The following is a 22,164-nucleotide window of genomic DNA, read 5'->3' on the forward strand; positions in this document are numbered from 1 at the left end:
AACACCGGCAGAAGGGACGTCATGCTCGACCACCTGATCAAGGGCGCGACCGTCGTGGACGGCACCGGCGCGCCCGCCCGCGTCGCCGACGTCGGCATCCGCGACGGACGGATCGCCGTCCTCGGCGACCCCGGCACCGTCACCGAACCCGCCCGGACCACCGAGGACGCCACCGGCCTCGTCCTGACCCCCGGGTTCATCGACCCCCACACGCACTACGACGCCCAGCTCTTCTGGGACCCCTACGCCACGCCGTCCATGAACCACGGGGTGACCACCGTCGCGGGCGGCAACTGCGGGTTCACCCTGGCCCCCCTGCACCCGGACCGCCCGGAGGACGCCGACTACACCCGCCGGATGATGAGCAAGGTCGAGGGCATGGCCCTCAAGGCCCTCGAAGAGGGCGTCGACTGGACCTGGTCCACCTTCGGCGAGTACCTCGACGCCCTGGAGGGCCGGATAGCCGTCAACGCCGGCTTCATGGTCGGCCACTGCGCGCTGCGCCGCCACGTCATGGGCGAGGCCGCCGTCGGCGGGCAGCCCACACCGGAGCAGATGGAGGACATGCTCGCCCTCTTCCACGACGCCATGGACGCCGGCGCCTGGGGGCTGTCCACCACGCAGTCCTCGACCCATTCGGACGGCGCAGGCGCCCCCGTCGCCTCCCGGCACGCGAAGCCCGCCGAACTCCTCGCGCTCTCACGGGCCGTGGCCGAGCACGAGGGCACCCAGTTGGAGGCGATCGTCGCGGGCTGCCTCGACCAGTTCTCCGACGAGGAGATCGACCTCTTCGTCGACATGAGCGCGGCTGCCGGACGGCCCCTGAACTGGAACGTCCTCACCATCGACGCCTCCGTTCCCGAACGGGTGCCCCGCCAGCTGATCCCCAGCGAACGCGCCCGCAGGGCGGGCGGCCGGATCGTCGCCCTGACCATGCCGATCCTCACGCCCATGAACATGTCCCTCGGCACGTTCTGCGCCCTCAACCTCATCCCCGGCTGGGGCGAGGTCCTGGGCCTGCCCGTCCCCGAACGGATCGCCAGACTCCGCGACGCGGACGTACGGGCCGGGATGCTGCGGCGCGCCGACAGCAAGGAGGCCGGGGTCTTCCGCCGCCTCGCCGACTTCCGGCGGTACGTCATCGGCGACACGTACAGCAAGGAGAACGAGGGCCTCTCCGGCCGCGTCGTGGGCGACATCGCCGCCGAACGCGGCCAGGACCCCTTCCACTGCCTCGTCGAGATCTGCGCCCACGACGAACTGCGCACGGTGCTCTGGCCGATGCCCACCGACAACGACCCGGCCAGCTGGGCCCTGCGGCAGGAGACCTGGCAGCACGAGGACGTCATGCTGGGCGGCTCCGACGCGGGCGCGCACCTGGACCGCATGTGCGGCGCCCCCTACACGACCCGCTTCCTCGGCGACTGCCTGCGCGGCCGCAAGCTGCTGCCGCTGGAGCAGGCCGTCAAGATGCTCACCGACGACCCGGCCCGGCTGTTCGGGCTGCGCGAACGCGGCCGGATCACCGAGGGCCATCACGCGGACCTCGTCCTCTTCGACCCCGAGCGCATCGAGGCCGGTCCGGCGACCCTGGTCCACGACCTGCCCGGGGACAGCCCGCGGCTGGACGCGCGCGCCATCGGGATCGTCTCCGTCCGCGTCAACGGCGTGGAGACCATCCGCGACGACGAGGTGACGGGTGCGGTCCCCGGGACCGTGCTCCGCTCGGGCCGGGACACGAGGACGGTGAGCACCCGATGACCGCTCAGCGGCTCTTCATCGGCGGGGAGTGGGTGGAGCCCGCCGGCGGCCACTACGAGGTCATCGACCCGGCGGACGCATCGGTGGTCGGCCTCGCCCCCGAGGCCTCCCGCGAGCAGGTCCGCGAGGCGGCCCGCGCCGCCGCCGAGGCCTTCGGGCCCTGGTCCCGTACGACCCCCGAGGCGCGGGCAGCGGTCCTCGACCGGGCCGCGGACCTCATCCAGCGGGCGTACGAGCCCTGGTCGCAGCTGGCCCGGCAGGAGACGGGCGCACCCGCCGCGATTGCCCGCGGCATGCAGGTGGGAGTGGGTGTCGCCCGGTTCCGCCGGTACGCCAGGGGGGCCATGGAACCCGTGGAACGGGGGCTGGCGCCGCAGGTCACCGAGGCCGGCCCGATGGGGCGGGCCGCCGTCCTCGGCGCGCTGGAAGTGCGCCAGCCGGTCGGCGTGGTCACCTGCATCACCTCGTACAACAACCCCTGGGCGAACCCGGCGGGCAAGGTGGCGCCGGCGCTGGCCATGGGCAACACGGTGGTCGTCAAACCGGCGCCGCAGGACCCGCTGTCGGTGTTCAAGATGGCCGAGGCCCTCGCCGAGGCCGGGGTTCCGCCCGGTGTGGTGAACGTGGTGGGCGGGCAGGCGGTGGAGGTCGGCGAGGCGGCCGTGGACGCCCCGGAGGTGGACATGGTGTCCTTCACCGGATCCACGGCGGTCGGGCAGCGCATCGCCGAGGTGTGCGGCCGGACGATGAAGCGGCAGTTGATGGAGCTGGGCGGCAAGGGCGCGGCGATCGTCTTCGAGGACGCCGACCTGGACGCGGCGGTGATGGGCATCGGCACGACCTTCTCCTTCTACTCCGGGCAGATCTGCACCGCCCCGACCCGGGTGATCGCCCATCGGGCGGTCTACGACCGGCTCGTCGAGAAACTGACCGGCTACCTGGCCTTCATGAAGGTCGGCGACCCGGCGGACCGGGCCACGGTGGTCGGCCCGGTGATCTCGGCGGCGCACCGGGACCGGGTGGAGGCGTACGTGGAACTGGGCCGGAAGGAGGGTGCGCGGATCGCCTACGGCGGCGAGCGCCCGGTGGTGGGGGACGGCCGCGGCTTCTACGTGGCGCCGACCCTGCTGGTGGACTGCACGAACGACATGCGGGTGGTCCGTGAGGAGATCTTCGGCCCGGTCGTGGTGGTCGTCCCCTTCGACGGGGACGAGGAGGAGGCCGTCGCACTGGCCAACGACAGTGACTTCGGGCTGATCAGCTACGTGTGGTCGGGGGACTCGGCGCGCGCGTTCCGCGTGGCGCGGCGGCTGCGGTCGGGCGGGGTCGGCGTGAACACCGTCGGCCGCAACATGGAGGCGCCGTTCGGCGGGTTCAAGCGGTCGGGGGTGGGCCGGGACGTGGGCTCGTACGCCCTGCACGCCTACAGCGAGGTGCAGTCGATCGTGTGGACCGGCTGAGGCGGAGTGCCGTCGCCGTGGCCCCGCCCGTTGTTCCGGTCCCGGCCCGATGACCGGTCCGGGACCGCCCGCAACCGTGCCGCTCAGTCCTTGTAGTAGTCCGTGAGGACGCAGCCCTTCACCAGGGCCGGCTCCTTGCGGTAGCCGCTCGGCGGGTCGAAGTCGGGGTGGCAGTTGAGCATGAGCAGTCCGGCCTGCGGCTGGAGCAGGGCGCTCATGGCGTCCGAGCTCTCGGACCCCATGGCGAAGTCCTGTCCGACGACGATGCCGCTGTTGGCGTTCCCGCTGCCCTTCTCCGCGTCGACCTCGGCCTTGAAGGCGGTCTGGAAGGCCTTCGGATCCTTGATGAGGACGATGGTGGTGATGCCCCGCCGGCCGCAGTAGCCGGTCTCGGTGACGGAGAAGGCCGGGCCGAAGGCCGTGTCCGGGCCCTCGCTCGGCTTGCCGCCGGTCGGGGTGCGGCTGACCGGCTCGCACGGGGTGAAGCCGTTGATGAAGCGGGCGGCGGCGGCCATGGTGCCCGCCTTGGGCAGTTGCTGGAAGGCCGTCCCGTTCTTGGGTGCGTTCCCGTTGACCCCGCCGTTCTTGGTGGGGTTCTCCAGGGTGCCCTCGTGCGGACCGCCGTCGCCGGTGCCGGCGGCTCCGCCCCCGGTTCCGGCCCCGGTTCCGTCTCCGGTTCCGGCGATGGCGCCGTCCCCGGTGAGCGGGTTGCCCCCGGAGGTCGTGGGGCTGTCGCCGCCGCAGGCGGTGAGGCCGGTGAGGAGGGCGGTGACGGCGGCGGCCGAGGCCAGCAGTGACTGGGTACGCATGCGCATGGTTCTCCCCCGTGAATGACCTTGAACGGCGGCGACTCTAGGCGGGAGTCATGTGCACGGCAAACCGGCCGGGCCCTGCGGTCACCGCCACGCACCGCAAAGTAACGAAGGAAACTTTGAAAACGCCCATATCGGACATGCCTACGGTTTCCGTATGGCGAAACCCTGCGTCCAGTGCCTGTTGAACCATGGACGTAATCTGGTGTGAACCTTGTATTACGTGCTCGTGAACGCGATCGGTCTCAGGATTCCAAGGCATTCCCGGAACTTCGGTTCCGGAGCTGTGACCTCCGGATGTGGAAAACGCAGCGTCTAACGTCCTGACCCATGACACAGCTGGACGTCCGGCCTCAGGTCGGAGACACGGTAAGCGGCGTCGCCGAGGGCGATGTCCGTGGGAAAGGCCTCGGCAAGGGGTCCGTCGGACTCGTGGGAAGCGCCGTCATCGGCATCTCCACCGTCGCCCCCGTCTACTGCCTGACCTCGACCCTCGGGTCCACCGCCGGAGAGGTCGGCATGCAGATGCCCGCCGTCTTCCTCGCCGGTTTCCTCCCGATGCTCCTGGTCGCCTTCGCCTACCGCGAGCTCAACAAGGCCATGCCGGACTGCGGCACCTCCTTCACCTGGACCGTGAAGGCCTTCGGCCCGCGGATCGGCTGGATGTGCGGCTGGGGCCTGGTGATCGCCACGATCATCGTGCTCTCCAACCTGGCCGGCGTCGCCACGTCCTACTTCTGGCTGCTGGCCGGCGAGATCACGAACAATCCGTCGATCGCCGCCCTCGACGACAACAAGCTCGTCCACATCGCCACCTGCCTCACCCTCATCGCCGTGGCCACCGCCATCAGCTACCGCGGCATGACCGCCACCAAGGGCATCCAGTACGCCCTGGTCGGCCTCCAGCTCGTGGTCCTCGCCCTCTTCGTCGCCATGGCCTTCCAAAAGGCCTCCGCGGGCACCTTCGACACCGGCCTGGACTTCTCCTGGTCCTGGATGAACCCCTTCGCGGTCGAGTCCATGGCCGCCTTCACCGCCGGACTCTCGCTCTCGATCTTCATGTACTGGGGCTGGGACGCCTGCCTGGCCACCAACGAGGAGACCACCGGCTCGGCCAAGACCCCCGGCCGCGCCTCGCTCATCGCCATGGTCGTCCTGGTCGGCTCCTACCTGGCCACCGGCATCGCCGCCCAGATGGCCGTCGGCTCCGGCGGCGAAGGCCTCGGCCTCGCCAACGAGGACACCTCCGACAACGTCTTCGCCGCGCTCGCCGGCCCCGTCATGGGACCCGCCCTCGGCATCCTGCTCTTCGTCGCGGTGCTGGCCTCGGCCGCCGCGTCCCTGCAGACCACCTTCATCCCGGTGGCCCGCACCGTCCTGGCCATGTCGACCTACGAGGCCCTGCCCCCCTCGTACGCCAAGGTCCACCCGAGGTTCAAGACCCCCGGCCGCGCCACGATCATGGCGGGCGTCGCCACCGGCGTCTTCTACACCGTGATGACCCTGGTCAGCGAGAACGTCCTCACCGACACGATCTTCGCCCTCGGGCTGATGATCTGCTTCTACTACTCGCTGACGGCCTTCGCCTGCGCCTGGTACTTCCGCGGCGAACTGCGCCGCTCCGCCCGCGACCTCTTCTTCAAGGGCGTCTTCCCGGTCCTGGGCGGACTGCTGCTGGCCACGGTCTTCTTCAAGACCCTGATCGACATGTGGGACCCGGCCTACGGATCCGGTTCCACCGTCCTCGGCGTCGGCAGCGTCTTCGTGATCGGCGTGGGCCTGCTGGCCCTCGGCCTGGTCATCATGGTCGTCACCGAGCGCCGCAGCCCGGCCTTCTTCCGCGGCCAGGTGCTGACCAAGTCCACCCCGGCGCTGGTGGTCGAGGACTGACCCCACCCGCTGCACCCAGCTGTGTCACGCCCGCGGCCCCGGACCGGTCCCCCCGATCCGGGGCCGGCGGCGTTCCAGGCGCCGCGTTGACGCAGCGGTGACGTCGCAGTGACCCGGGGCGCGGCCGGGTCGTTGGGCGGGGCATGAATGCCATGAAGCGCACCCTCTCCGCCCTGGTCCTCACCGGCGGCGCCGCCCTCGCACTCACCCCCGCCGCCGCGTTCGCGGCCGACGAGCCGGCCATCCAGGGGCCGCCGATCACCCAGCGGGTCACCGACATCGTCGATCACCCGGGCCAGGCGGTCCAGGACACGAAGACGGCGGTGGGCGTGACCACGGCCGCCGCCGGCTCCGCCACCGAAGCCACGGAAAGCTCCCTCTCCGGCGCCGGCACGGCCCTCGCGTCGGGCCTCCCGCAGCCCCCGAAGGCGGGCTGACCCGCCGGCTCAGCCCCGCCGGGACGCGACCCCGCTGATGAAGGCGGTCCAGGTACGGGGGGTCACCGCCAGCTCGGGGCCCGCCGTCACCTTGGAGTCCCGGACGTGGACGGCGGCGGCGCAGGCGGCGACCTTGACGCAGCTGTCGCCCTGGCTGCCGCTGTAGGTGGACTTGTGCCAGGAGAGGGCGACCTCGACGCAGCTGTCGCCCTCGCTGCCGCTGTAGCTGCTCTTGAACCACCGCAGAGGGGTGCTGTTCACAGGGAGCCTCGCATTCGCATCAACAGGTCGGCGCTGTCCGCCGGATTGAGGGCCTGGATGCGAAGTTTGGCATATCGCTGGTGGAGGACGCTGACGGCTTTCGGGTCCGAAATCACCTGCCCCGTCTTCTGTCCCTCGCTGTACCCCAGCCACTCGTGTTCGTCGGTTTCCAGGAGTTGGAAGGGCCCGTCCGTGCCCGAGTGAACCGGTTGGGCCAGCGGCATGATCTGGACGTCGACGTTCGGAAGCGCACCGCACGCCAGCAGCCGGTCGATCAGCTCCCGCGTGACCTCCATGCCGCCCGTCCGCCGTTCGATCAGCGCTTGCTCGATGATGAAACTGAACAGGACGTACGGGGTGCGGAGCAGCAGCTTCTGGCGTTCCGTACGGGCCGTGATCCGGGCGTCTGCCTCCTCCGGAGTCGCCAGGGGCGGGACGTTGTCGATCAGCGCCCGCGCGTACGACTCCGGCTGCAGCAGCCCCGGTACCGACCGGCACTCGTACGTGTTGAGGGTGACTGCGCCCTCCTCCAGCTCCGCCCACCGCCGGAACCAGGACGCCAGGCCGCGCCGCCGCGTGAGTTGCTTCGCCGCGATGCCGATGACACCGAAGGTGTCGAGGACCGCCTCCGTCTTGTTGACGAACTTCTGCGACGGGTGGCGGCGGCCCTGTTCCACCGAGCCGACGTACTGCACCGAGTAGCCGATGAGCAACGCCAGTTGCTCCTGTGTCAGGCCCGCCCGTCTGCGCGAGGCCTTGACCGTCTCCCCGAAGGAGCGCAGGTTGTCGTCGGGCTCGACCTCGCCGTCACCGCTGTCGTCGGCACTTGCCATGGCGGTCACCTCCCCGCCAGGAATGTTCACGCACCGTGACTCCGCGTGTCCAGGGAGGGAACTCGTACAGTTGCTTTGTACGAGTTCCGGTGTTGTTGAACGCCCCAGTTCGCGCGGGACGTTGAGGCCATGACCGCACCCTTCGGGCCGCCCGCGGCCCTCGTACGCCTGTTCACTCAGCGTTTCAGCGCCACCCGCCGGGGGGCCCGCCTCGCCCGGCAGCTGGTCCTCGTCGAGCTGCACGACTGGGGGGTCCCGCCGGCGAGCCGGCTGGCCGCGGACGCGGGCCTGGTGGTCGCCGAGCTGGCCGCCAACGCCGTCACGCACGGCCGGGTCCCCGGTCGGGACTTCGAGCTGCGGATGACGCTCCTGGAGTCCGTGCTCCGTGTGGAGGTGTCCGACGCCCGCGCCGACCGGCGGCCCGTCGAACGGCCGCCGGCCGATCGGGCCGAGTCCGGGTACGGGCTGCGCATCGTCGCCGCCGTCGCCGCCGGGTGGGGGGTCGCGGACCGGGTGGTCGGCAAGACCGTCTGGGCCGAACTGCCGGTCGGTGACCGGTCAGCCGGGCAGGTCCCGCCAGCGGGGGGACTCGCAGCCGGGGTCGTCCGGGGCGCCGAAGTGGAAGGGCACGGCGAGGTGGGCGGCCAGGGTGGTGCCGGCGGCGGTGGCCACGCCGGCGCCGCCCATCCGGGAGTGGACCGTGGCCAGGTGGTGGTCGCCGGCCGGCTCGTCGGTGACGGCGTACAGCAGTACGAACCAGTCGTGGACGGTGTCCCCGTCCCATACGGCCTCGACCGCGACGATCCGGCCGGGCAGGCCGGCTGCCCGGACGGCGAGGGAGTCCAGGTCGACGGGGGAGTCGGGCGTGCGGGCCACCCGGTCGCCGAAGTGCAGGTACCGCTCGTGGACGAGCAGCTGGGCGTCGTGCAGGCCGATCCCGAGGGCCCGCCCGGCCTGCCAGAGCGTACGGACCGCCTGCATGTGCCCGTCCTGGAGGACGTACCCGTCGACCTGGGTGCGGATGCCCGCCGGGAGGGCGTGCCAGACGGCGGTCACGACCCGGCCCGGCTGGAGGGCGCGGAAGCGCCGAAGAGGTAGGCGGCCCGGCCGATCAGGCGTCCGTACAGGGCGTGCGGGCGTACGCGCCCCGGGGTGGTGGTGGGGTGCGGCGCACGCATGGTCCGCAGGTGCGCGTGGAAGTCCGCCTCGTCCTCGGCGGCGAACAGCCGCTCCCAGCGGCCCGGTGTCCCCGTGGGGGACGGCGCCTGCGCCCTGCGGCCGCTGCGCGTGAACTGTCCTGGCATGCCGCCATGGTGGGTCACGGCGGCCAGCCCGGTCGAACGGATTTCGGGGTCGGGTCCGGACGGGCCCGGCCGGGTCGGTCACAGGTACTGCGCGTACCCGTCCAGGCAGCGCAGGATCTCCGGCTCCGCCGCCGACGGCAGCTGGAGGACGACCTCCTCGATGCCGAGGTCGGCGTAGTGGCTCATCTTGCCGGGGCTGGGGCGGACGGCGTACGGGACCACCTGGAGGGACTTCGGGTCGCGGCCGGCGGCCTCCCAGACCTGCCGCAGCACGGGCAGGGACTCGGTGAGGCCGCCTCCGCCGATCGGGAGCCAGCCGTCGGCGTGGTCGGCGACGGCGGCGAACAGCTTCGGGCCGGCCGCGCCGCCGATCAGGGTCCGCGGCCCGTACAGGGGGAGTCCGGCGCCGAGTTCACGCGGGGCGCGGGCCGGCTTCGGATGGGCGCTGCTCGCCCGGACGGAGGAGAACGCGCCGGTGTACGCCGTCGGCTGCGGAGCCCACAGGGCTCGCATCAGCGCCATGCGGTCGTGCACCAGTTCACGCCGGGTGCGCCACTCGACGCCGTGGTCGGCGGCCTCCTCGACGTTCCAGCCGTAGCCGATGCCCAGGGTGAGGCGCCCGCCGGTGAGGTGGTCGAGCGTGGCGGCCTGCTTGGCGAGGCCGATCGGGTCGTGCTGGGCGACCAGGGTGATGCCGGTGCCCAGCTCCAGCCGCTCGGTCACCGCACCGGCCTGGCCGAGGGCGACGAAGGGGTCCAGGGTGCGCCCGTACATCTCGGGGAGTTCGCCGCCCATGGGCGCCGGGGTGTCGCGGGACACCGGGATGTGGGTGTGCTCCGGGAGGTAGAGCCCGGAGAACCCGCGCTCCTCCAGGCTCCGGGCGAGTCGTACGGGCGGGATGGTGCGGTCGGTGAGGAAGACGGTCGTGGCGATCCGCATGGGCCCTGGCACCTCCGAGACGTGGGACCGCCACGGTACGGGCTGCGGGCCTCATTGTTGAGGGGGCGTCAGGTGTCCTCGGGGTGTTCCGCCGGTCAGCTGCGCGGGTAGCGGGCCAGCCAGCCGGGCGCCGAGACCGCCGGGCCGTGCAGGGACGGGCCCTGGGTCATCTCCAGGGCGAAGTCGTCGGCGAGCTCCAGCATCGTGGAGCGGCCCTCCAGGTCGGCGAGCCAGGCCGCCGGAAGGGCGGTCTCGCCGTGCAGGGCGCCCAGCAGGGCCCCGCACAGGGCGCCGGTGGCGGTGGAGTCGCCGCCGTGGTTGACGGCGAGGCGCAGGCCGTGCGGGACGTCCTCGGCGACCAGCGCGCAGTACACGGCGACGGCGAGGGCGTCCTCGGCGTCGCGGCCGTCACCGGGGGAGAGGGACTCGACGGCCTTGGGGCTGGGCGGGCCCTGGGTGACGGCCTGGAGGGCGCGCTGGAGGGCGTCGGTGACGGGCTGGTGCCCCGCCCGGGACCCCAGCAGTCCCAGGGCGCGCTGGACGGCGGGGTCCAGGGAGTCGCCGCGGGTCAGGCCGTGCACGATGACGGCGAGGGCCCCGGCGGAGAGGTACGCGGTGGGATGGCCGTGGCTCTGCGCGGCGCACTCCACGGCGAGTTGCAGCACCAGCGCGGGCTCCCAGCCGACCAGCAGCCCGAAGGGCGCCGAGCGGACGGCGGCCGCCGCGTCGCGGGCCGTGGGGTTCTTGGGCTGCTCCAGGGTGCCGAGGATCTCGTCGGCGAAGCCGGTCATGCAGGCGCGGTCCGGGCCGCGGCGGGCGTAGAGCCACTCCTGCTGTGCGAGCCAGCCGTTGTCCTTGCGGCGTTCGTCGGGGCCCCAGTCGTGCTGGGTGGCGGCCCAGCGCAGGTAGGCGCGGTGCACGTCGGTCGGCGGGTGCCAGGCGCCGGTGTCGCGGCGTACGTGGGCGCGTATCAGCCCGTCCACGGTGAACAGGGCGAGCTGGGTGGAGGCGGTGACCGTGCCCCGGCGTCCGTAGGCGGGGGCGGGCTCGGTCAGGCCGCCGAGGCCGTGGGTCTCGCGGATGCCGTCGAGGGACAGCCCGGCGACGGGTGCGCCGAGGGCGTCGCCGATGGCGGAGCCGAGGAGCGTGCCGCGGACCCGGCTGCGGAAGTCCTGCTGCTCGGCCCGGCCCCACAGTCCGGTGGTGACCGTGCCGAGGGCGGTGCCGCCCTGGCCGTCGGCGGCGCCGGGGGGCGCCGCCGTCCGGGCGTCCGCGCCCGCGTCCGCGCCCGGCTCCGCCGCCGTCCCGAGCGTGGCTCTGCCCGCGCCGGTCCGGTCCTGCGCCGTCGTCTCCATCGTCCCCCCACCGTGCCTGCTGCTGCCCTGCTCGCCTGCGTTCGGTGCGTTCCGTGTGTCCGGTCGCGGCAGGGTTTGGCGCGCACTGTAGTGGACAGGATCGGTCAGATTCGGAAACAGTGGGTCAGAAGGCGGGTAAGCGCTCGCTGAACGGCCGGAATCCGCATACTTCCGGCCCGGCCGCCCCGCCCCCGTCGATCAGTCCAGCACGGGCAACAGCTCGGGAAGGTGCCCGTCCGAGGCGCGCGCCGCGTCCTGCCGCTCCTGCGGGACCTCCCCGTACAGCGTCGTCCGGGCCTTCGCCGGCCGGCCCGCCGCCGCCGCGACCGCGACCAGGTCCTGCACCGACTTGTACGAACCGTAACCGGACCCCGCCATCCGCGAGATGGTCTCCTCCATCAGCGTCCCGCCGAGGTCGTTCGCCCCCGACCGGAGCATCTCGGCGGCTCCCTGCGCACCCAGCTTCACCCAGCTCGTCTGGATGTTCGTGATGTGCGGGTGCAGCAGGATCCGGGCCATCGCGGTCACCGCCCGGTTGTCACGGACCGTCGGCCCCGGCCGCGCGATGCCCGCCAGGTACACGGGCGCGTTGGTGTGGATGAACGGCAGCGTCACGAATTCCGTGAACCCGCCCGTCCGCTGCTGGATCCGGGCCAGCGTGCGGAGGTGGCCGAGCCAGTGCCGGGGCTGGTCCACGTGCCCGTACATCATCGTGGACGAGGAGCGGATCCCGAGCTCGTGCGCCGTGGTCACCACGTCGATCCAGTCCGCCGCGGGCAGCTTGCCCTTGGTGAGGACCCAGCGCACCTCGTCGTCGAGGATCTCCGCCGCCGTGCCCGGAATCGAGTCCAGGCCCGCCTCCTTGGCCGCGGTCAGCCAGTCCCGTACGGACATCCCGGTGCGGGTCGCGCCGTTGACGACCTCCATCGGGGAGAAGGCGTGCACGTGCATGCCCGGAACCCGCTGCTTCACGGCCCGGGCGATGTCGAAGTACGCCGTCCCCGGCAGGTCCGGGTGGATGCCGCCCTGCATGCACACCTCGACCGCGCCGAGGTCCCAGGCCTGCGCGGCCCGGTCCGCGACCTGGTCCAGGGAGAGCGTGTACGCGTCGGCGTCCGTGCGCCGCTGCGCGAACGCGCAGAAGCGGCAGCCGGTGTAGCAGACGTTGGTGAAGTTGATGTTCCGGGTCACGATGTACGTCACGTCGTCGCCCACCACCGACCGGCGCAGGTCGTCCGCGACCCGGCACAGTGCGTCCAGCGCCGGTCCGTCCGCGTGCAGCAGCGCCAGGGCCTGCTCGTCCGTGAGCTTCGTCGGATCGTCGGCGGCGCGGGCCAGGGCCGCGCGCACGTCCGTGTCGATGCGCTCCGCCACCATGCCGGGGGCGGCGGCCTCGCGCAGGGCCTCCCAGTCGCCGTAGACGTGGTCGAAGTCCGCACGGCGGTCGCCGGTGCGGCCCTCGGTGTCGATGCTCGTGTGCAGATCGGTCCGGCCGAACGAGGCGAAGCCCTCGTCGGGCTCCTGCCAGGGCCGGCCCGTGACGGGGGCGCCCGCGTCCGCGAGCCCCGTCGCGGGGTCGGCCAGCGCCCGTACGTGCGGCAGCAGCCGGGGATCGAGCCACGGTTCGCCGCGCTGCACGAACTCGGGGTACACGCACAGCCGTTCGCGCAGCTCGAAACCGGCCGCCGCGGACTGCTCGGCCAGCGCGTCGATCTGCGGCCAGGGGCGCTCGGGGTTGACGTGGTCCGGCGTCAGCGGGGACACCCCGCCCCAGTCGTCGATCCCGGCGCCGATGAGGCGGGCGTACTCCCCGTCGACCAGGTTCGGCGGTGCCTGGAGGCAGCCCGACGGGCCCATGAGGAGCCGGGCGACGGCGACCGTGGCCACCAGGTCGTCGAGTGCGGCGTCCGGCATGCCGCGCATGGCCGTGTCCGGCTTCGCGCGGAAGTTCTGGATGATCAGCTCCTGGATCCCGTGGTAGGCACGGGAGATCCGGCGCAGCGCGAAGAGGGACTCGGCGCGCTCCGTGTAGGTCTCGCCGATGCCGATGAGCAGCCCGGAGGTGAACGGGACCGAGGAGCGCCCCGCGTCCTCCAGCACGCGCAGCCGGACGGCGGGCTCCTTGTCGGGCGAGCCGTGGTGCGGGCCGCCGGGCTCGGACCACAGGCGGGTGGCCGTGGTCTCCAGCATCATGCCCATGGACGGGGCGACCGGCTTCAGGCGCTGGAAGTCCGACCAGGACATCACGCCCGGGTTGAGGTGCGGCAGGAGGCCCGTCTCCTCCAGGATCCGGATCGAGACGGCCCGCACGTACGAGATCGTGTCGTCGTACCCGTGGGCCTCCAGCCACTCGCGCGCCGCGGGCCAGCGGTCCTCGGGCTTGTCCCCGAGGGTGATGAGGGCTTCCTTGCACCCCAGGGCGGCGCCGCGGCGGGCGATCTCCAGCACCTCGTCCGGGGACATGTACATCCCGTGGCCGCTGCGGCGCAGTTTGCCGGGGACGGTGGCGAACGTGCAGTAGTGGCACTTGTCGCGGCACAGGCGGGTCAGCGGGATGAACACGCTCTTCGAGTACGTGATCACGCCGGGCCGGCCGGCGGCGGCCAGGCCCGCGTCGCGGACCCGGGCGGCGGAGGCGGCGAGGTCGTCGAGGTGCGGCCCGCGCGCCTGGAGGAGTACGGCCGCCTCGGCCGCGTCGAGCGCGACGCCGTCACGGGCACGCCGGAGCGCGCGGCGCATCGCGTTGTCGGTCGGAGCGTCACTCGCAGTGGTCATACGGTGAGCATACGATCCGGCCCGCCGGCCGCGGAGGGGGTCACCGCATCACCTCACCGGCGTTGACCAGCAGGGACTGGCCGGTTATCGCCCGGGCCCGGTCGGAGGCGAGGAAGGCCGCCGCATCGGCCACGTCCCCGTCGGTGGCCAGGTCGGGCAGCGCCATGCGTGCGGTGAGACGGCCGTGGACCTCGGCTTCGGGGACGCCCTCGGAGTGGGCGGCGAAGGTGACGAAGGCCTGTACCGGCGGGCCCCACATCCAGCCGGGGAGGACGGTGTTGACGCGGATCCGGTACGGGCCGAACTCCCGGGCCATCGCGTACATGGCGGAGGTCAGGGCGCCCTTGGAGGCGGCGTAGGCGGTCTGCTGCACCTCGCTCGGGGCGGCGATCGCCGACTGGGTGCCGATGATGACGACGGAGCCGCCGTTCACCTTGAGCGCCGGCAGGCAGGCCCGCGTCATCCGCAGGGTGCCCAGCAGGTTCACGTCGAGGACCTGCTGCCAGGTCCCGAAGTCGGCGTCCTCGATCCCGCCGAAGTACGAGTCCCAGGCGGCGACGTGCACGACGGCGTCCACGCCGCCGAAGCGCTCCTGCGCGAGGGCGGCGAGGGCCGTGCACTGCGCCTCGTCGCCGATGTCGGTGGGCCGGTACGCGGTACGGGCGCCGTCGGGGTCGATCTCCGCGGCGGACTTGGCCAGATGTGCCTCGGTCCGCGCCCCGAGCACGGCGTTCCCGCCGTCCCGCACGACGGCGGCGGCGACCTGGTGCCCGAGTCCGGCCCCGACGCCGGAGACCACGACGGTCTTCCCTTGCAGCAGCATGCGCATGGCCTCCCGGCATCCGACCGTGTCTGACGACTCGTCAGGTTAGGGGTGTCGTGCCGCGGAGGGAAGAGGCGCGGCGACCTGCTCCCGCCGCGGCCGCACACCCATGCGGGCTGGCCGAAACCTCACCGGCCGCCCGGTCAAACACCGCGCGGCCCAAGATCACTGCATGGAGGTAATGCCGACTCCTTCACCGGGCGGGCCCTTCGGAGCGGCCGTTAGTGTTCCCCCGGATCTGACCGGAATCCCGGACAATCACCCCTTTCTTTCCCCTCCTCGCTCTGTCCTCGGTGACGCGCAGGCGTGCCGGTCACCGCCCTCATGAAGGAGAGCCCGCCCGATGACCGTTGACAGCAGCCCCGAGGCTCCCCCGGCGCAGCCCGCACAGGCCAGCCTGAGCACGGCGGCCGCCCGCAACCTCGCCACCACGACCAAGTCCGCGCCGCAGATGCAGGAGATCAGCTCCCGGTGGCTGCTGCGGATGCTCCCCTGGGTGGAGACCAAGGGCGGTGCGTACCGGGTCAACCGGCGCCTCACCTACACCGTCGGCGACGGCCGCATCGAGTTCGTCCAGGACGGCGCGACGGTCCGGGTGATCCCCCGCGAGCTCGGGGAACTGGCCCTGCTGCGCGGCTTCGAGGACGAGGAGGTGCTCGCAGCCCTCGCCGCGCGGTGCGTCCAGCGCGAGTTCCGTGCGGGCGAGGTGCTGGCCGAGCGCGGCGCCCCGGCCGGGCAGATCCACCTGATCGCCCACGGCCGGATCGCCCAGAGCGCCGTCGGCAAGTACGGCGACGAGGTCGCGGTCGCGGTCCTCGCGGACGGCGACCGGTTCGGCGAGCACGCCCTGCTGGACGCCGACGCCACCTGGGACTCCACCGCCACCGCCGAGACCGCCGGGACCCTGCTCACCCTCTCCCGCGCCGACTTCGCCGCCGTACGCGACAGCGCGCCGAACCTGCAGGCGCACACCGACCGGTTCCGCACGCTGCCGCTCCAGCGGCAGAACCGGCACGGCGAGGCCGAGATCGCCCTGTCCGCCGGCCACACCGGCGAGCCCGAGCTGCCCGGCACCTTCGTGGACTACGAACTCAAGCCGCGCGAGTACGAACTCTCCCTCGCGCAGACGGTCCTGCGGGTCCACACCCGGGTCGCCGACCTCTACAACGGGCCGATGGACCAGACCGAGGAGCAGCTGAGGCTCACGATCGAGGCGCTGCGCGAGCGGCAGGAGTACGAGCTGGTCAACAACCGCGAGTTCGGCCTGCTGCACAACGCGGCCTTCAAGCAGCGGATCCAGACCCACTCCGGCCCGCCCACCCCCGACGACCTGGACGAGCTGATCTGCCGGCGCCGCGGCACCAAGCTCCTGCTGGCCCACCCCAAGACGATCGCCGCCATCGGTCGCGAGTTCAACGCGCGCGGGCTCTACCCGGACCACGTGGACGTCGGAGGGCAGCAGGTCCCGGCCTGGCGCGGGGTGCCCATCCTGCCCTGCAACAAGATCCCCATCAGCCGGGAGAACACCAGCTCCATCCTCGCCATGCGCACGGGCGAGGCGAACCAGGGCGTCATCGGCCTGCACCAGACCGGTCTGCCGGAGGAGTACGAGCCGGGCCTGTCGGTGCGCTTCATGGGCATCAGCGAGCAGGCGATCCTCTCCTACCTGGTCACCACCTACTACTCCGCGGCCGTCCTGGTCCCCGACGCCCTCGGCGTGCTGGAGAACGTGCAGATCGCCCGCAGGCGCGACTGAGCCGCCTCCTTCGGACCCCGCCGGTCCGGCCCGCCCCACCACACCAAGGAGCCACGGATGCCCGAGCCCGGGCCTTCCCCCCTGCCGCCCCGTCCGTCCGACGCCGTCAGCCGCCTCGCGGCCCTCGGCCTGGGCATCGCCGCCCGGCCCGCGCCCCGTCCGCCCGCCGCCGAACCGCCCGTGCCGGCCGCGCCCCCGGCGCAGGCCCCCGTACCGGAGGTGCACGCGCCGGACCCGGCCGCGCCCGCCGGGGGGCCGGCCGCCGGCCCCGGGGCCGGGGTGCGGAGCCCGGCCCTGGAGCGACTGCTGCGCGGCCCCGGCGGGCTGGGTACGGCGGGTCTGCGCCTGGCCCCGCCGCCGCCCCCCGCGGCGGCCGGCCCCGGCGCCCCGGCACAGGGCCGGCCGGTGCCCGGGCTCTACCACCATCCGGTGCCGGAGCCCGATCCGGTCCGGGTCGCCGAGGTCAGCCGCCGGATCAAGGTGTGGGCGGTGGAGGAGGCCGAGGTGTACCCCCCGGAGTGGGAGGAGCAGTTCGACGGGTTCTCGGTCGGCCGCTACATGGTCGCCTGCCACCCGGACGCCCCCACCGTCGAGCACCTGATGACCGCGACGCGGCTGATGGTCGCCGAGAACGTGCTGGACGACTGCTACTGCGAGGACCACGGGGGTTCGCCCGTCGGCCTCGGCGGCCGCCTCCTGCTCGCCCACACCGCACTCGACCCCCTGCACACCGTGCAGGAGTACGCACCGGCCTGGGCCCAGTCCCTTCAGTGCGACGCACCCCGGCGCGCCTACCGCTCCGCCATGGAGCACTTCCTGCGGCAGGCCACCGCCTCCCAGGCCGACCGCTACCGGCACGACATGGCCCGCCTGCACCTGGGCTACCTCGCCGAGGCCGCCTGGGCGCAGACCGCGTACGTACCGCAGGTGTGGGAGTACCTGGCGATGCGCCAGTTCAACAACTTCCGCCCCTGCCCCACCATCACCGACACCGTCGGCGGCTACGAACTGCCGGCGGACCTGCACGCCCAGCCCGCCGTGCAGCGGGTCATCGCGCTCGCCGGCAACGCGACGACCATCGTCAACGACCTCTACTCCTACACCAAGGAACTCGACAGCCCCGGCATGCACCTGAATTTGCCCGTGGTGGTCGCCGCGTGCGAGGGGGTCTCCGACAAGGAGGCCTACCTCAAGTCGGTCGAGGTGCACAACGAGCTCATGCGCGCGTTCGAGTCGGAAGCCGCCGACCTCGCGGCCTCCTGCCCCGACCCGCGGCTGCTGCGCTTCCTGCGGGGCGTGGCCGTGTGGGTCGACGGCAACCACTACTGGCACATGACCAACACCTACCGCTACAGCCTTCCCGACTACTGGTAAGAGGGGGACTCATCTTGTCCAGCTCCGAACTCACCACGACCGTCTCCGGCACCGAGGGCGCGACCGCCTTCGTCCCTTCCCCGGCGACGCCCTACCAGGGCGACATCGCCCGCTACTGGGACCACGAGGCCCGGCCCGTCAACCTGCGCCTCGGCGACGTCGACGGCCTGTACCACCACCACTACGGGATCGGCGACGTCGACCACGCAGCCCTGGGCGACCCCGCGGACAGCGCGTACGATAAGCGGCTGATCGCCGAGCTGCACCGGCTGGAGTCGGCGCAGGCCGAGGTCCTCCTCGACCACCTCGGCACCATCGGCCGCGAAGACACCCTGGTCGACGCCGGCTGCGGCCGGGGCGGCTCGATGGTCATGGCCCACCAGCGGTTCGGCTGCACGGTGGAGGGCGTCACGCTGTCCGCCAAGCAGGCCGAGTTCGCCAACCGTCGGGCCGGGGAGCTCGGCATCGCCGACTCCGTGCGCGCCCGCGTCTGCAACATGCTCCAGCTGCCGCTGGAGACCGGCGGTGCGGCCGGCTCGTGGAACAACGAGTCGACGATGTACGTCGACCTCCACGACCTGTTCGCGGAGCACTCCCGCGTCCTGAAGGTGGGCGGCCGGTATGTGACGATCACCGGCTGCTGGAACCCGCGCTACGGCCAGCCGTCCAAGTGGGTCTCCCAGATCAACGCGCACTTCGAGTGCAACATCCATTCCCGCCGGGAGTACCTGCGCGCGATGGCGGACAACCGGCTCGTTCCCCAGGCCGTGATCGACCTGACCCCGGCGACCCTGCCGTACTGGGAACTGCGGGCCACGTCCTCCCTGGTGACCGGCATCGAGGAGGCCTTCATCAACTCCTACCGGGACGGCTCGTTCCAGTACGTGCTGATCGCCGCCGACCGGGTCTGACCGCAGCGCCGCACGGCCGGAGGGGCCGGTTCCGTCCGACGACGGAACCGGCCCCTCCGCCGCACCCCTCCCGATCTGACGCTGCATCAGCTAGACCGGTCCCATGACGACACCGGAGAGCAGGCAGCAGACCGACCCGCAGGACACCCGGGTCGAGGACTACGCGGGACTGGCGGCCGTCGGCCCGTACGGGGTGCGCCCGGGCCACGCGCTGATCACGATGGTCGAACCGCACCCGGGCCACGAGCACGCGTACAACCGCTGGTACGAGGACGACCACTACTACGCCGGCGCCATGGCCATGCCCTGGATGTACGCGGGCCGCCGCTGGGTGGCCACCCGGGAGCTCCAGGAGCTGCGCTACCCCGAGAAGTCCGCGGTCGCCCAGCCGGTCACCGCCGGCTGCTACCTGTCGGTCTACTGGGTCACCGAGGGCCGCTACGACGAGCACATGAAGTGGACCGTCGGCATCAACCAGCGGCTGAACCGCGACGACCGCGTCTACCGCGACCGCACCCACGTCTTCACGGCCTTCCAGGACCACGAGGCGACCGTCTACCGCGACGGAGCCGACGGACCCCGGGACTTCCACGCCCTCGACCATCCGTACGCCGGACTGGTGCTCCAGGTGGTCGACGCGGAGGGGCCCGGACAGCGGGCGGACCTGCTTGCATGGCTGCGCTCCCGCGCCCTGCCGGCGCGGCTCCAGGGCTCGCCCGCCGCGATGGTCACGGTCTTCCGGCCGACTCCGCTGCCCGGAGACCGGATGACGTACGTCAAGCAGGTCGAGGGGGTCGACAGCCGCCTCACGCTGCTGTGGTTCCTGGAGGAGGACCCCGCGGCCTGCTGGGACCGCTTCCAGGGGCTGGACCTGGAGGTGGCCGAAACGGGACTGGGGCGCGTGGAGCTGGTGGCCCCCTTCATCCCGACGGTGCCGGGAACCGATCGGTACGTCGACCGGCTGCGCTAGCGGGAGCCGTCTCCCGGCCGGCATGGCCGAGCCCCCTCGGCCAAGACGGCGGGCCGGTCGAGAGGGCTCCAGTCAGCAATGCGGGCGGGACGGCGGGGAGGTGCACCGTCACCTTCAGACGAGGCGGCCCAGCCGGCCCTCGGTGACGTCGGCGACGAACGAGGTCCAGGACCCCGGCGCGAAGGTGAGGGACGGGCCGTCCTGCACCTTCGAGTCGCGGACCGCGACGGCCTCCGTGACGGGGGACTTGACCTCGACGCAGGCGCCGTTGGCAGAGTAGGAGGACTTGACCCAGTTGGCGTTGGCGCCCTGGCGAATAGCCATGTTTCTCTCCGGTTCAGCGAGTAGTTCCGGTGTCGCGCCGGCCAGTTCCCCGGCCGACGTGATCGACGCTACCCGCAGCTCCGGACGGGCGAAGTGGCCATTCACCCGACCGAGTGGCATATTCCATTCAGCCCTTCTGTGGCCGGGGACTGACGGTGTACGGTGCGTGCCCGCCCGCGCGGACCGGCCCGTATTCCGTCCGTTCACACGGCTTTGCCCTGATAGTGCTCGATGATGCCGGAGATGAACTCCCGCGTCTGGTCGACATTGAGCGCCTGGGCCCGCAGGTGCTCGTACATCACGCTGTACTTCTGGACGTCATTGGCCTTCTCCAGGTACAGGTCGCTCGTCACGCCCTCGATGTAGACCACGGTCGAGTCGGAGGCGTCCGGGAACTCCAGGATGGCGTACTGGCCGTTCACTCCGGGGTGCGCCCCCAGCGAGAACGGCATGACCTGCACGGTGACGTGGGGCTGCTCCGACTGCTCTATCAGGTACTGGAGCTGGCGGATCATCAGCTCCGCGTCGCCCACGCGCCGGCGCAGCGCGGCTTCGTCGATGACCGCCCACAACCGCAGCGGACCCAGTTCCGGGTTGTTGTTGTCCGCTTCGGAGAGCCGCTTCTGGCGGTGCATGCGCACCTGGACGCGCTTGTCCACATCGGCCGGTGCGGTCTCCGGCCAGGCGCCGCGGACCAGGGACTGCGCGTACTCGGTGGTCTGGAGCAGCCCGGGGATCACCAGGGGTTCATAGGTGCGCAGGCTGGCGGCGTCCGTCTCCAGGCCGATGTAGACGCTGTACGGGATGTCGCCGAAGGCGTGCCACCAGCCCTGCTGGCGGGAGTCCTTCGCCATCTGCATCAGGGAGTCGACGAGCCGCCGGTCCTCGACTTCGTACACGTCGCACAGGTCGCGGACGTCGCGCTGGCTGATCGAGCGACGGCCGTTCTCCAGCCTGCTGATCTTCGACTGGGAGACGAGGAGGCGCTCGGCGACCTGCTCGGCCGTCATGCCCTTGTCCTCGCGCAGCTTGCGCAACTCCATGCCCAGCCGGCGGCGTCGGACGGTGGGATTGACATTGGACGCCACGTGAACGGCACCTCCGCCTTCTTCTGTTGCTGTCTCTCTGCGTGTCTGCTGGTGAGCAGACTGCCACCGAAGGGTGCGGCGCCGCTGGGGAACGGTCCGGAAAACAGACGCGCGGGGCGGTGCGACCGGCGGACCGGCCGCACCGCCCCGCGCGCTGGCGGCTCCCGAACCGGGTCCCTGGGGACGCCGGTCACGGCGATGGCGTTGCGATGGAGCTGTGGATCCGAGCCTGGTGGTGCGGTGCTGCGGGTGGATCGGTGCGCGTGGGTCAGTGCGCGGCCGCGCGGGCCATCGCACCCGTCCGGCGCGGCTGGAGCGGGACCCCGCCGGCCGTGGCCCGGGCGGGCGGCGCCGGTGGGTGGTCGCGGCGTGGCGGTGCGGCCACACCGTTCTGGACGTCCATCACGGCGTGCGCCACGAGTCCGCCCATCGGGTCGTGCCTGATCAGGTCCCGCAACCGGGACCTGGACGACCGTCCCTCGTTGCCGGGATACAGGTGCTTGCCGAGTCCGACCGCGTGGGCCAGTGCGGCAAGCGCCGCGGTCCGCGGGTCCGGCGGTACGCCGGTGCGGATCGCACTGTCCAGCCGGGCACGGATCTCCCGGCTGATCGCCGTGTCGGTCGCCTGGTAGCGAGTCGTCGGCAGCACCCCGCACATCTGGCCCGCGACGGCATGCACCATGCCGCAGCGCTCCAGGTGCGCGAGGTAAATCTGGCGGAGCCCCAGCCGGGGTCCGCCGATCCAGTGGACGGCCCGTACCGGGCTGCCGCGCCTGCGCAGCAGTTCCAGTGCGGAGTCCAGAGTCGGATCTCCTGTCGGCCGTGGCATCACCACGGCGATACGATCCCCATCAGGGGCTATCCGTCCTGCCAGAGCCAGCTCCACTAGCTGTGCCCCGGCCAGGCCGAGGTCGAGCGACTGCGGCTGCGCCGTGGTACCCGTGGCCGGGTCCAAGGCGAGCAGCAGAAGCTCCTCCGGAATTGTTCTGCGGCTCCTGCCCATCCATGCCTCCCCGCGTGGATGAGTGACAGGGTGACGCCTCTCACATTCATCTGTCGAGAGCGCGTGGCCGCTTTGTGGGGGAACTTGC

At 72.1% G+C, this 22,164-nt stretch carries 20 protein-coding genes and 1 pseudogene; 9 read left to right on the top strand and 12 right to left on the bottom strand.

The genetic code is table 11. The annotated features are described in order from the left end of the window. The first annotated feature begins 21 nt into the window (after nucleotides 1-21). Nucleotides 22-1,761: an N-acyl-D-amino-acid deacylase family protein gene (locus ACLJTM_RS29050; protein WP_411106725.1), complete on the top strand. Its 1,740-nt coding sequence runs from the start codon at nucleotides 22-24 to the stop codon at nucleotides 1,759-1,761. After that, entirely contained in the window at nucleotides 1,758-3,221 is a 1,464-nt protein-coding gene (locus ACLJTM_RS29055; protein WP_411106726.1) for an aldehyde dehydrogenase family protein, read from the top strand. Before ACLJTM_RS29050 ends, ACLJTM_RS29055 begins: the two co-directional genes overlap by 4 nt. Before the next feature lie 83 nt (nucleotides 3,222-3,304). Here ACLJTM_RS29055 and ACLJTM_RS29060 read toward each other — a convergent pair whose 3' ends face one another. Next, nucleotides 3,305-4,030, bottom strand: a complete 726-nt coding sequence (locus ACLJTM_RS29060) for a hypothetical protein (protein WP_411106727.1) — start codon at nucleotides 4,028-4,030, stop codon at nucleotides 3,305-3,307. 333 nt (nucleotides 4,031-4,363) lie between these two features. On the opposite strand from ACLJTM_RS29060, the gene ACLJTM_RS29065 reads away from it, so the two are divergent. Then, nucleotides 4,364-5,923 carry an APC family permease gene (locus ACLJTM_RS29065; RefSeq protein WP_411106728.1) on the top strand — a complete coding sequence of 520 codons (1,560 nt, stop codon included), beginning with the start codon at nucleotides 4,364-4,366 and terminating at the stop codon, nucleotides 5,921-5,923. Nucleotides 5,924-6,066: 143 nt separating this feature from the next. Continuing rightward, nucleotides 6,067-6,360 carry a hypothetical protein gene (locus tag ACLJTM_RS29070; RefSeq protein WP_411106729.1) on the top strand — a complete coding sequence of 98 codons (294 nt, stop codon included), beginning with the start codon at nucleotides 6,067-6,069 and terminating at the stop codon, nucleotides 6,358-6,360. Between the two features lie 9 nt (nucleotides 6,361-6,369). Here the strand turns inward: ACLJTM_RS29070 and ACLJTM_RS29075 are convergent, their stop codons facing one another. Together ACLJTM_RS29075 and ACLJTM_RS29080 are read right to left on the bottom strand one after the other, a co-directional pair. Beyond that, nucleotides 6,370-6,621 carry a DUF397 domain-containing protein gene (locus ACLJTM_RS29075; protein ID WP_411106730.1) on the bottom strand — a complete coding sequence of 84 codons (252 nt, stop codon included), beginning with the start codon at nucleotides 6,619-6,621 and terminating at the stop codon, nucleotides 6,370-6,372. Beyond that, on the bottom strand, nucleotides 6,618-7,454 hold the full coding sequence (locus ACLJTM_RS29080; protein ID WP_411106731.1) for a helix-turn-helix domain-containing protein: 837 nt from the start codon (nucleotides 7,452-7,454) through the stop codon (nucleotides 6,618-6,620). Before ACLJTM_RS29080 ends, ACLJTM_RS29075 begins: the two co-directional genes overlap by 4 nt. 129 nt (nucleotides 7,455-7,583) lie before the next feature. On the opposite strand from ACLJTM_RS29080, the pseudogene ACLJTM_RS29085 reads away from it, so the two are divergent. Further along, nucleotides 7,584-7,928, top strand: a pseudogene (locus ACLJTM_RS29085) (ATP-binding protein); the annotation flags it as partial. A gap of 84 nt (nucleotides 7,929-8,012) precedes the next feature. Here ACLJTM_RS29085 and ACLJTM_RS29090 read toward each other — a convergent pair. The 6 genes from ACLJTM_RS29090 to ACLJTM_RS29115 all read right to left on the bottom strand — a co-directional run bounded on the left by ACLJTM_RS29090 (nucleotide 8,013) and on the right by ACLJTM_RS29115 (nucleotide 14,650). Beyond that, entirely contained in the window at nucleotides 8,013-8,510 is a 498-nt protein-coding gene (locus ACLJTM_RS29090) for a hypothetical protein (RefSeq protein WP_411106732.1), read from the bottom strand. Beyond that, nucleotides 8,507-8,758: a hypothetical protein gene (locus ACLJTM_RS29095; protein ID WP_411106733.1), complete on the bottom strand. Its 252-nt coding sequence runs from the start codon at nucleotides 8,756-8,758 to the stop codon at nucleotides 8,507-8,509. Before ACLJTM_RS29095 ends, ACLJTM_RS29090 begins: the two co-directional genes overlap by 4 nt. A 78-nt stretch (nucleotides 8,759-8,836) precedes the next feature. Continuing rightward, complete coding sequence (locus ACLJTM_RS29100) at nucleotides 8,837-9,697, bottom strand: TIGR03619 family F420-dependent LLM class oxidoreductase (RefSeq protein WP_411106734.1); 861 nt, start codon at nucleotides 9,695-9,697, stop codon at nucleotides 8,837-8,839. A 95-nt stretch (nucleotides 9,698-9,792) separates the two neighbouring features. Continuing rightward, the gene (locus ACLJTM_RS29105) at nucleotides 9,793-11,052 is read right to left on the bottom strand and encodes an ADP-ribosylglycohydrolase family protein (RefSeq protein ID WP_411106735.1); all 1,260 of its coding nucleotides are present in this window, start codon (nucleotides 11,050-11,052) and stop codon (nucleotides 9,793-9,795) included. A 198-nt stretch (nucleotides 11,053-11,250) separates the two neighbouring features. Next, nucleotides 11,251-13,827 (bottom strand): bifunctional FO biosynthesis protein CofGH, encoded by a 2,577-nt coding sequence (locus ACLJTM_RS29110; protein ID WP_411106736.1) that lies wholly within the window; start codon nucleotides 13,825-13,827, stop codon nucleotides 11,251-11,253. A 40-nt stretch (nucleotides 13,828-13,867) separates the two neighbouring features. Then, a complete protein-coding gene (locus tag ACLJTM_RS29115; RefSeq protein ID WP_411106737.1) occupies nucleotides 13,868-14,650 on the bottom strand; it encodes an SDR family oxidoreductase in 783 nt (260 codons plus the stop codon). A 451-nt stretch (nucleotides 14,651-15,101) separates the two neighbouring features. Here ACLJTM_RS29115 and ACLJTM_RS29120 point away from each other — a divergent pair, with 451 nt between their 5' ends. From ACLJTM_RS29120 to ACLJTM_RS29135, 4 genes are all read left to right on the top strand, one after another. Next, the gene (locus ACLJTM_RS29120; protein ID WP_411106948.1) at nucleotides 15,102-16,406 is read left to right on the top strand and encodes a family 2B encapsulin nanocompartment shell protein; all 1,305 of its coding nucleotides are present in this window, start codon (nucleotides 15,102-15,104) and stop codon (nucleotides 16,404-16,406) included. 57 nt (nucleotides 16,407-16,463) lie between these two features. After that, on the top strand, nucleotides 16,464-17,780 hold the full coding sequence (locus ACLJTM_RS29125; protein WP_411106738.1) for a family 2 encapsulin nanocompartment cargo protein terpene cyclase: 1,317 nt from the start codon (nucleotides 16,464-16,466) through the stop codon (nucleotides 17,778-17,780). Between the two features lie 14 nt (nucleotides 17,781-17,794). After that, nucleotides 17,795-18,691: a geranyl diphosphate 2-C-methyltransferase gene (locus ACLJTM_RS29130; RefSeq protein WP_411106739.1), complete on the top strand. Its 897-nt coding sequence runs from the start codon at nucleotides 17,795-17,797 to the stop codon at nucleotides 18,689-18,691. A gap of 103 nt (nucleotides 18,692-18,794) precedes the next feature. Beyond that, nucleotides 18,795-19,661 (top strand): hypothetical protein, encoded by an 867-nt coding sequence (locus ACLJTM_RS29135; RefSeq protein WP_411106740.1) that lies wholly within the window; start codon nucleotides 18,795-18,797, stop codon nucleotides 19,659-19,661. Between the two features lie 114 nt (nucleotides 19,662-19,775). Here the strand turns inward: ACLJTM_RS29135 and ACLJTM_RS29140 are convergent, their stop codons facing one another. The 3 genes from ACLJTM_RS29140 to ACLJTM_RS29150 form a co-directional block, all read right to left on the bottom strand. After that, entirely contained in the window at nucleotides 19,776-19,985 is a 210-nt protein-coding gene (locus ACLJTM_RS29140; RefSeq protein WP_411106741.1) for a DUF397 domain-containing protein, read from the bottom strand. 203 nt (nucleotides 19,986-20,188) lie between these two features. Then, entirely contained in the window at nucleotides 20,189-21,073 is an 885-nt protein-coding gene (locus ACLJTM_RS29145; RefSeq protein WP_411106742.1) for a helix-turn-helix domain-containing protein, read from the bottom strand. 268 nt (nucleotides 21,074-21,341) lie between these two features. Further along, on the bottom strand, nucleotides 21,342-22,076 hold the full coding sequence (locus tag ACLJTM_RS29150; RefSeq protein ID WP_411106743.1) for a GOLPH3/VPS74 family protein: 735 nt from the start codon (nucleotides 22,074-22,076) through the stop codon (nucleotides 21,342-21,344). Nucleotides 22,077-22,164: the final 88 nt, after the last annotated feature.

Origin of the sequence: Streptomyces sp. cmx-4-9, assembly GCF_046548835.1 — a bacterium.
Classification (GTDB): Bacteria; Actinomycetota; Actinomycetes; order Streptomycetales; family Streptomycetaceae; genus Streptomyces.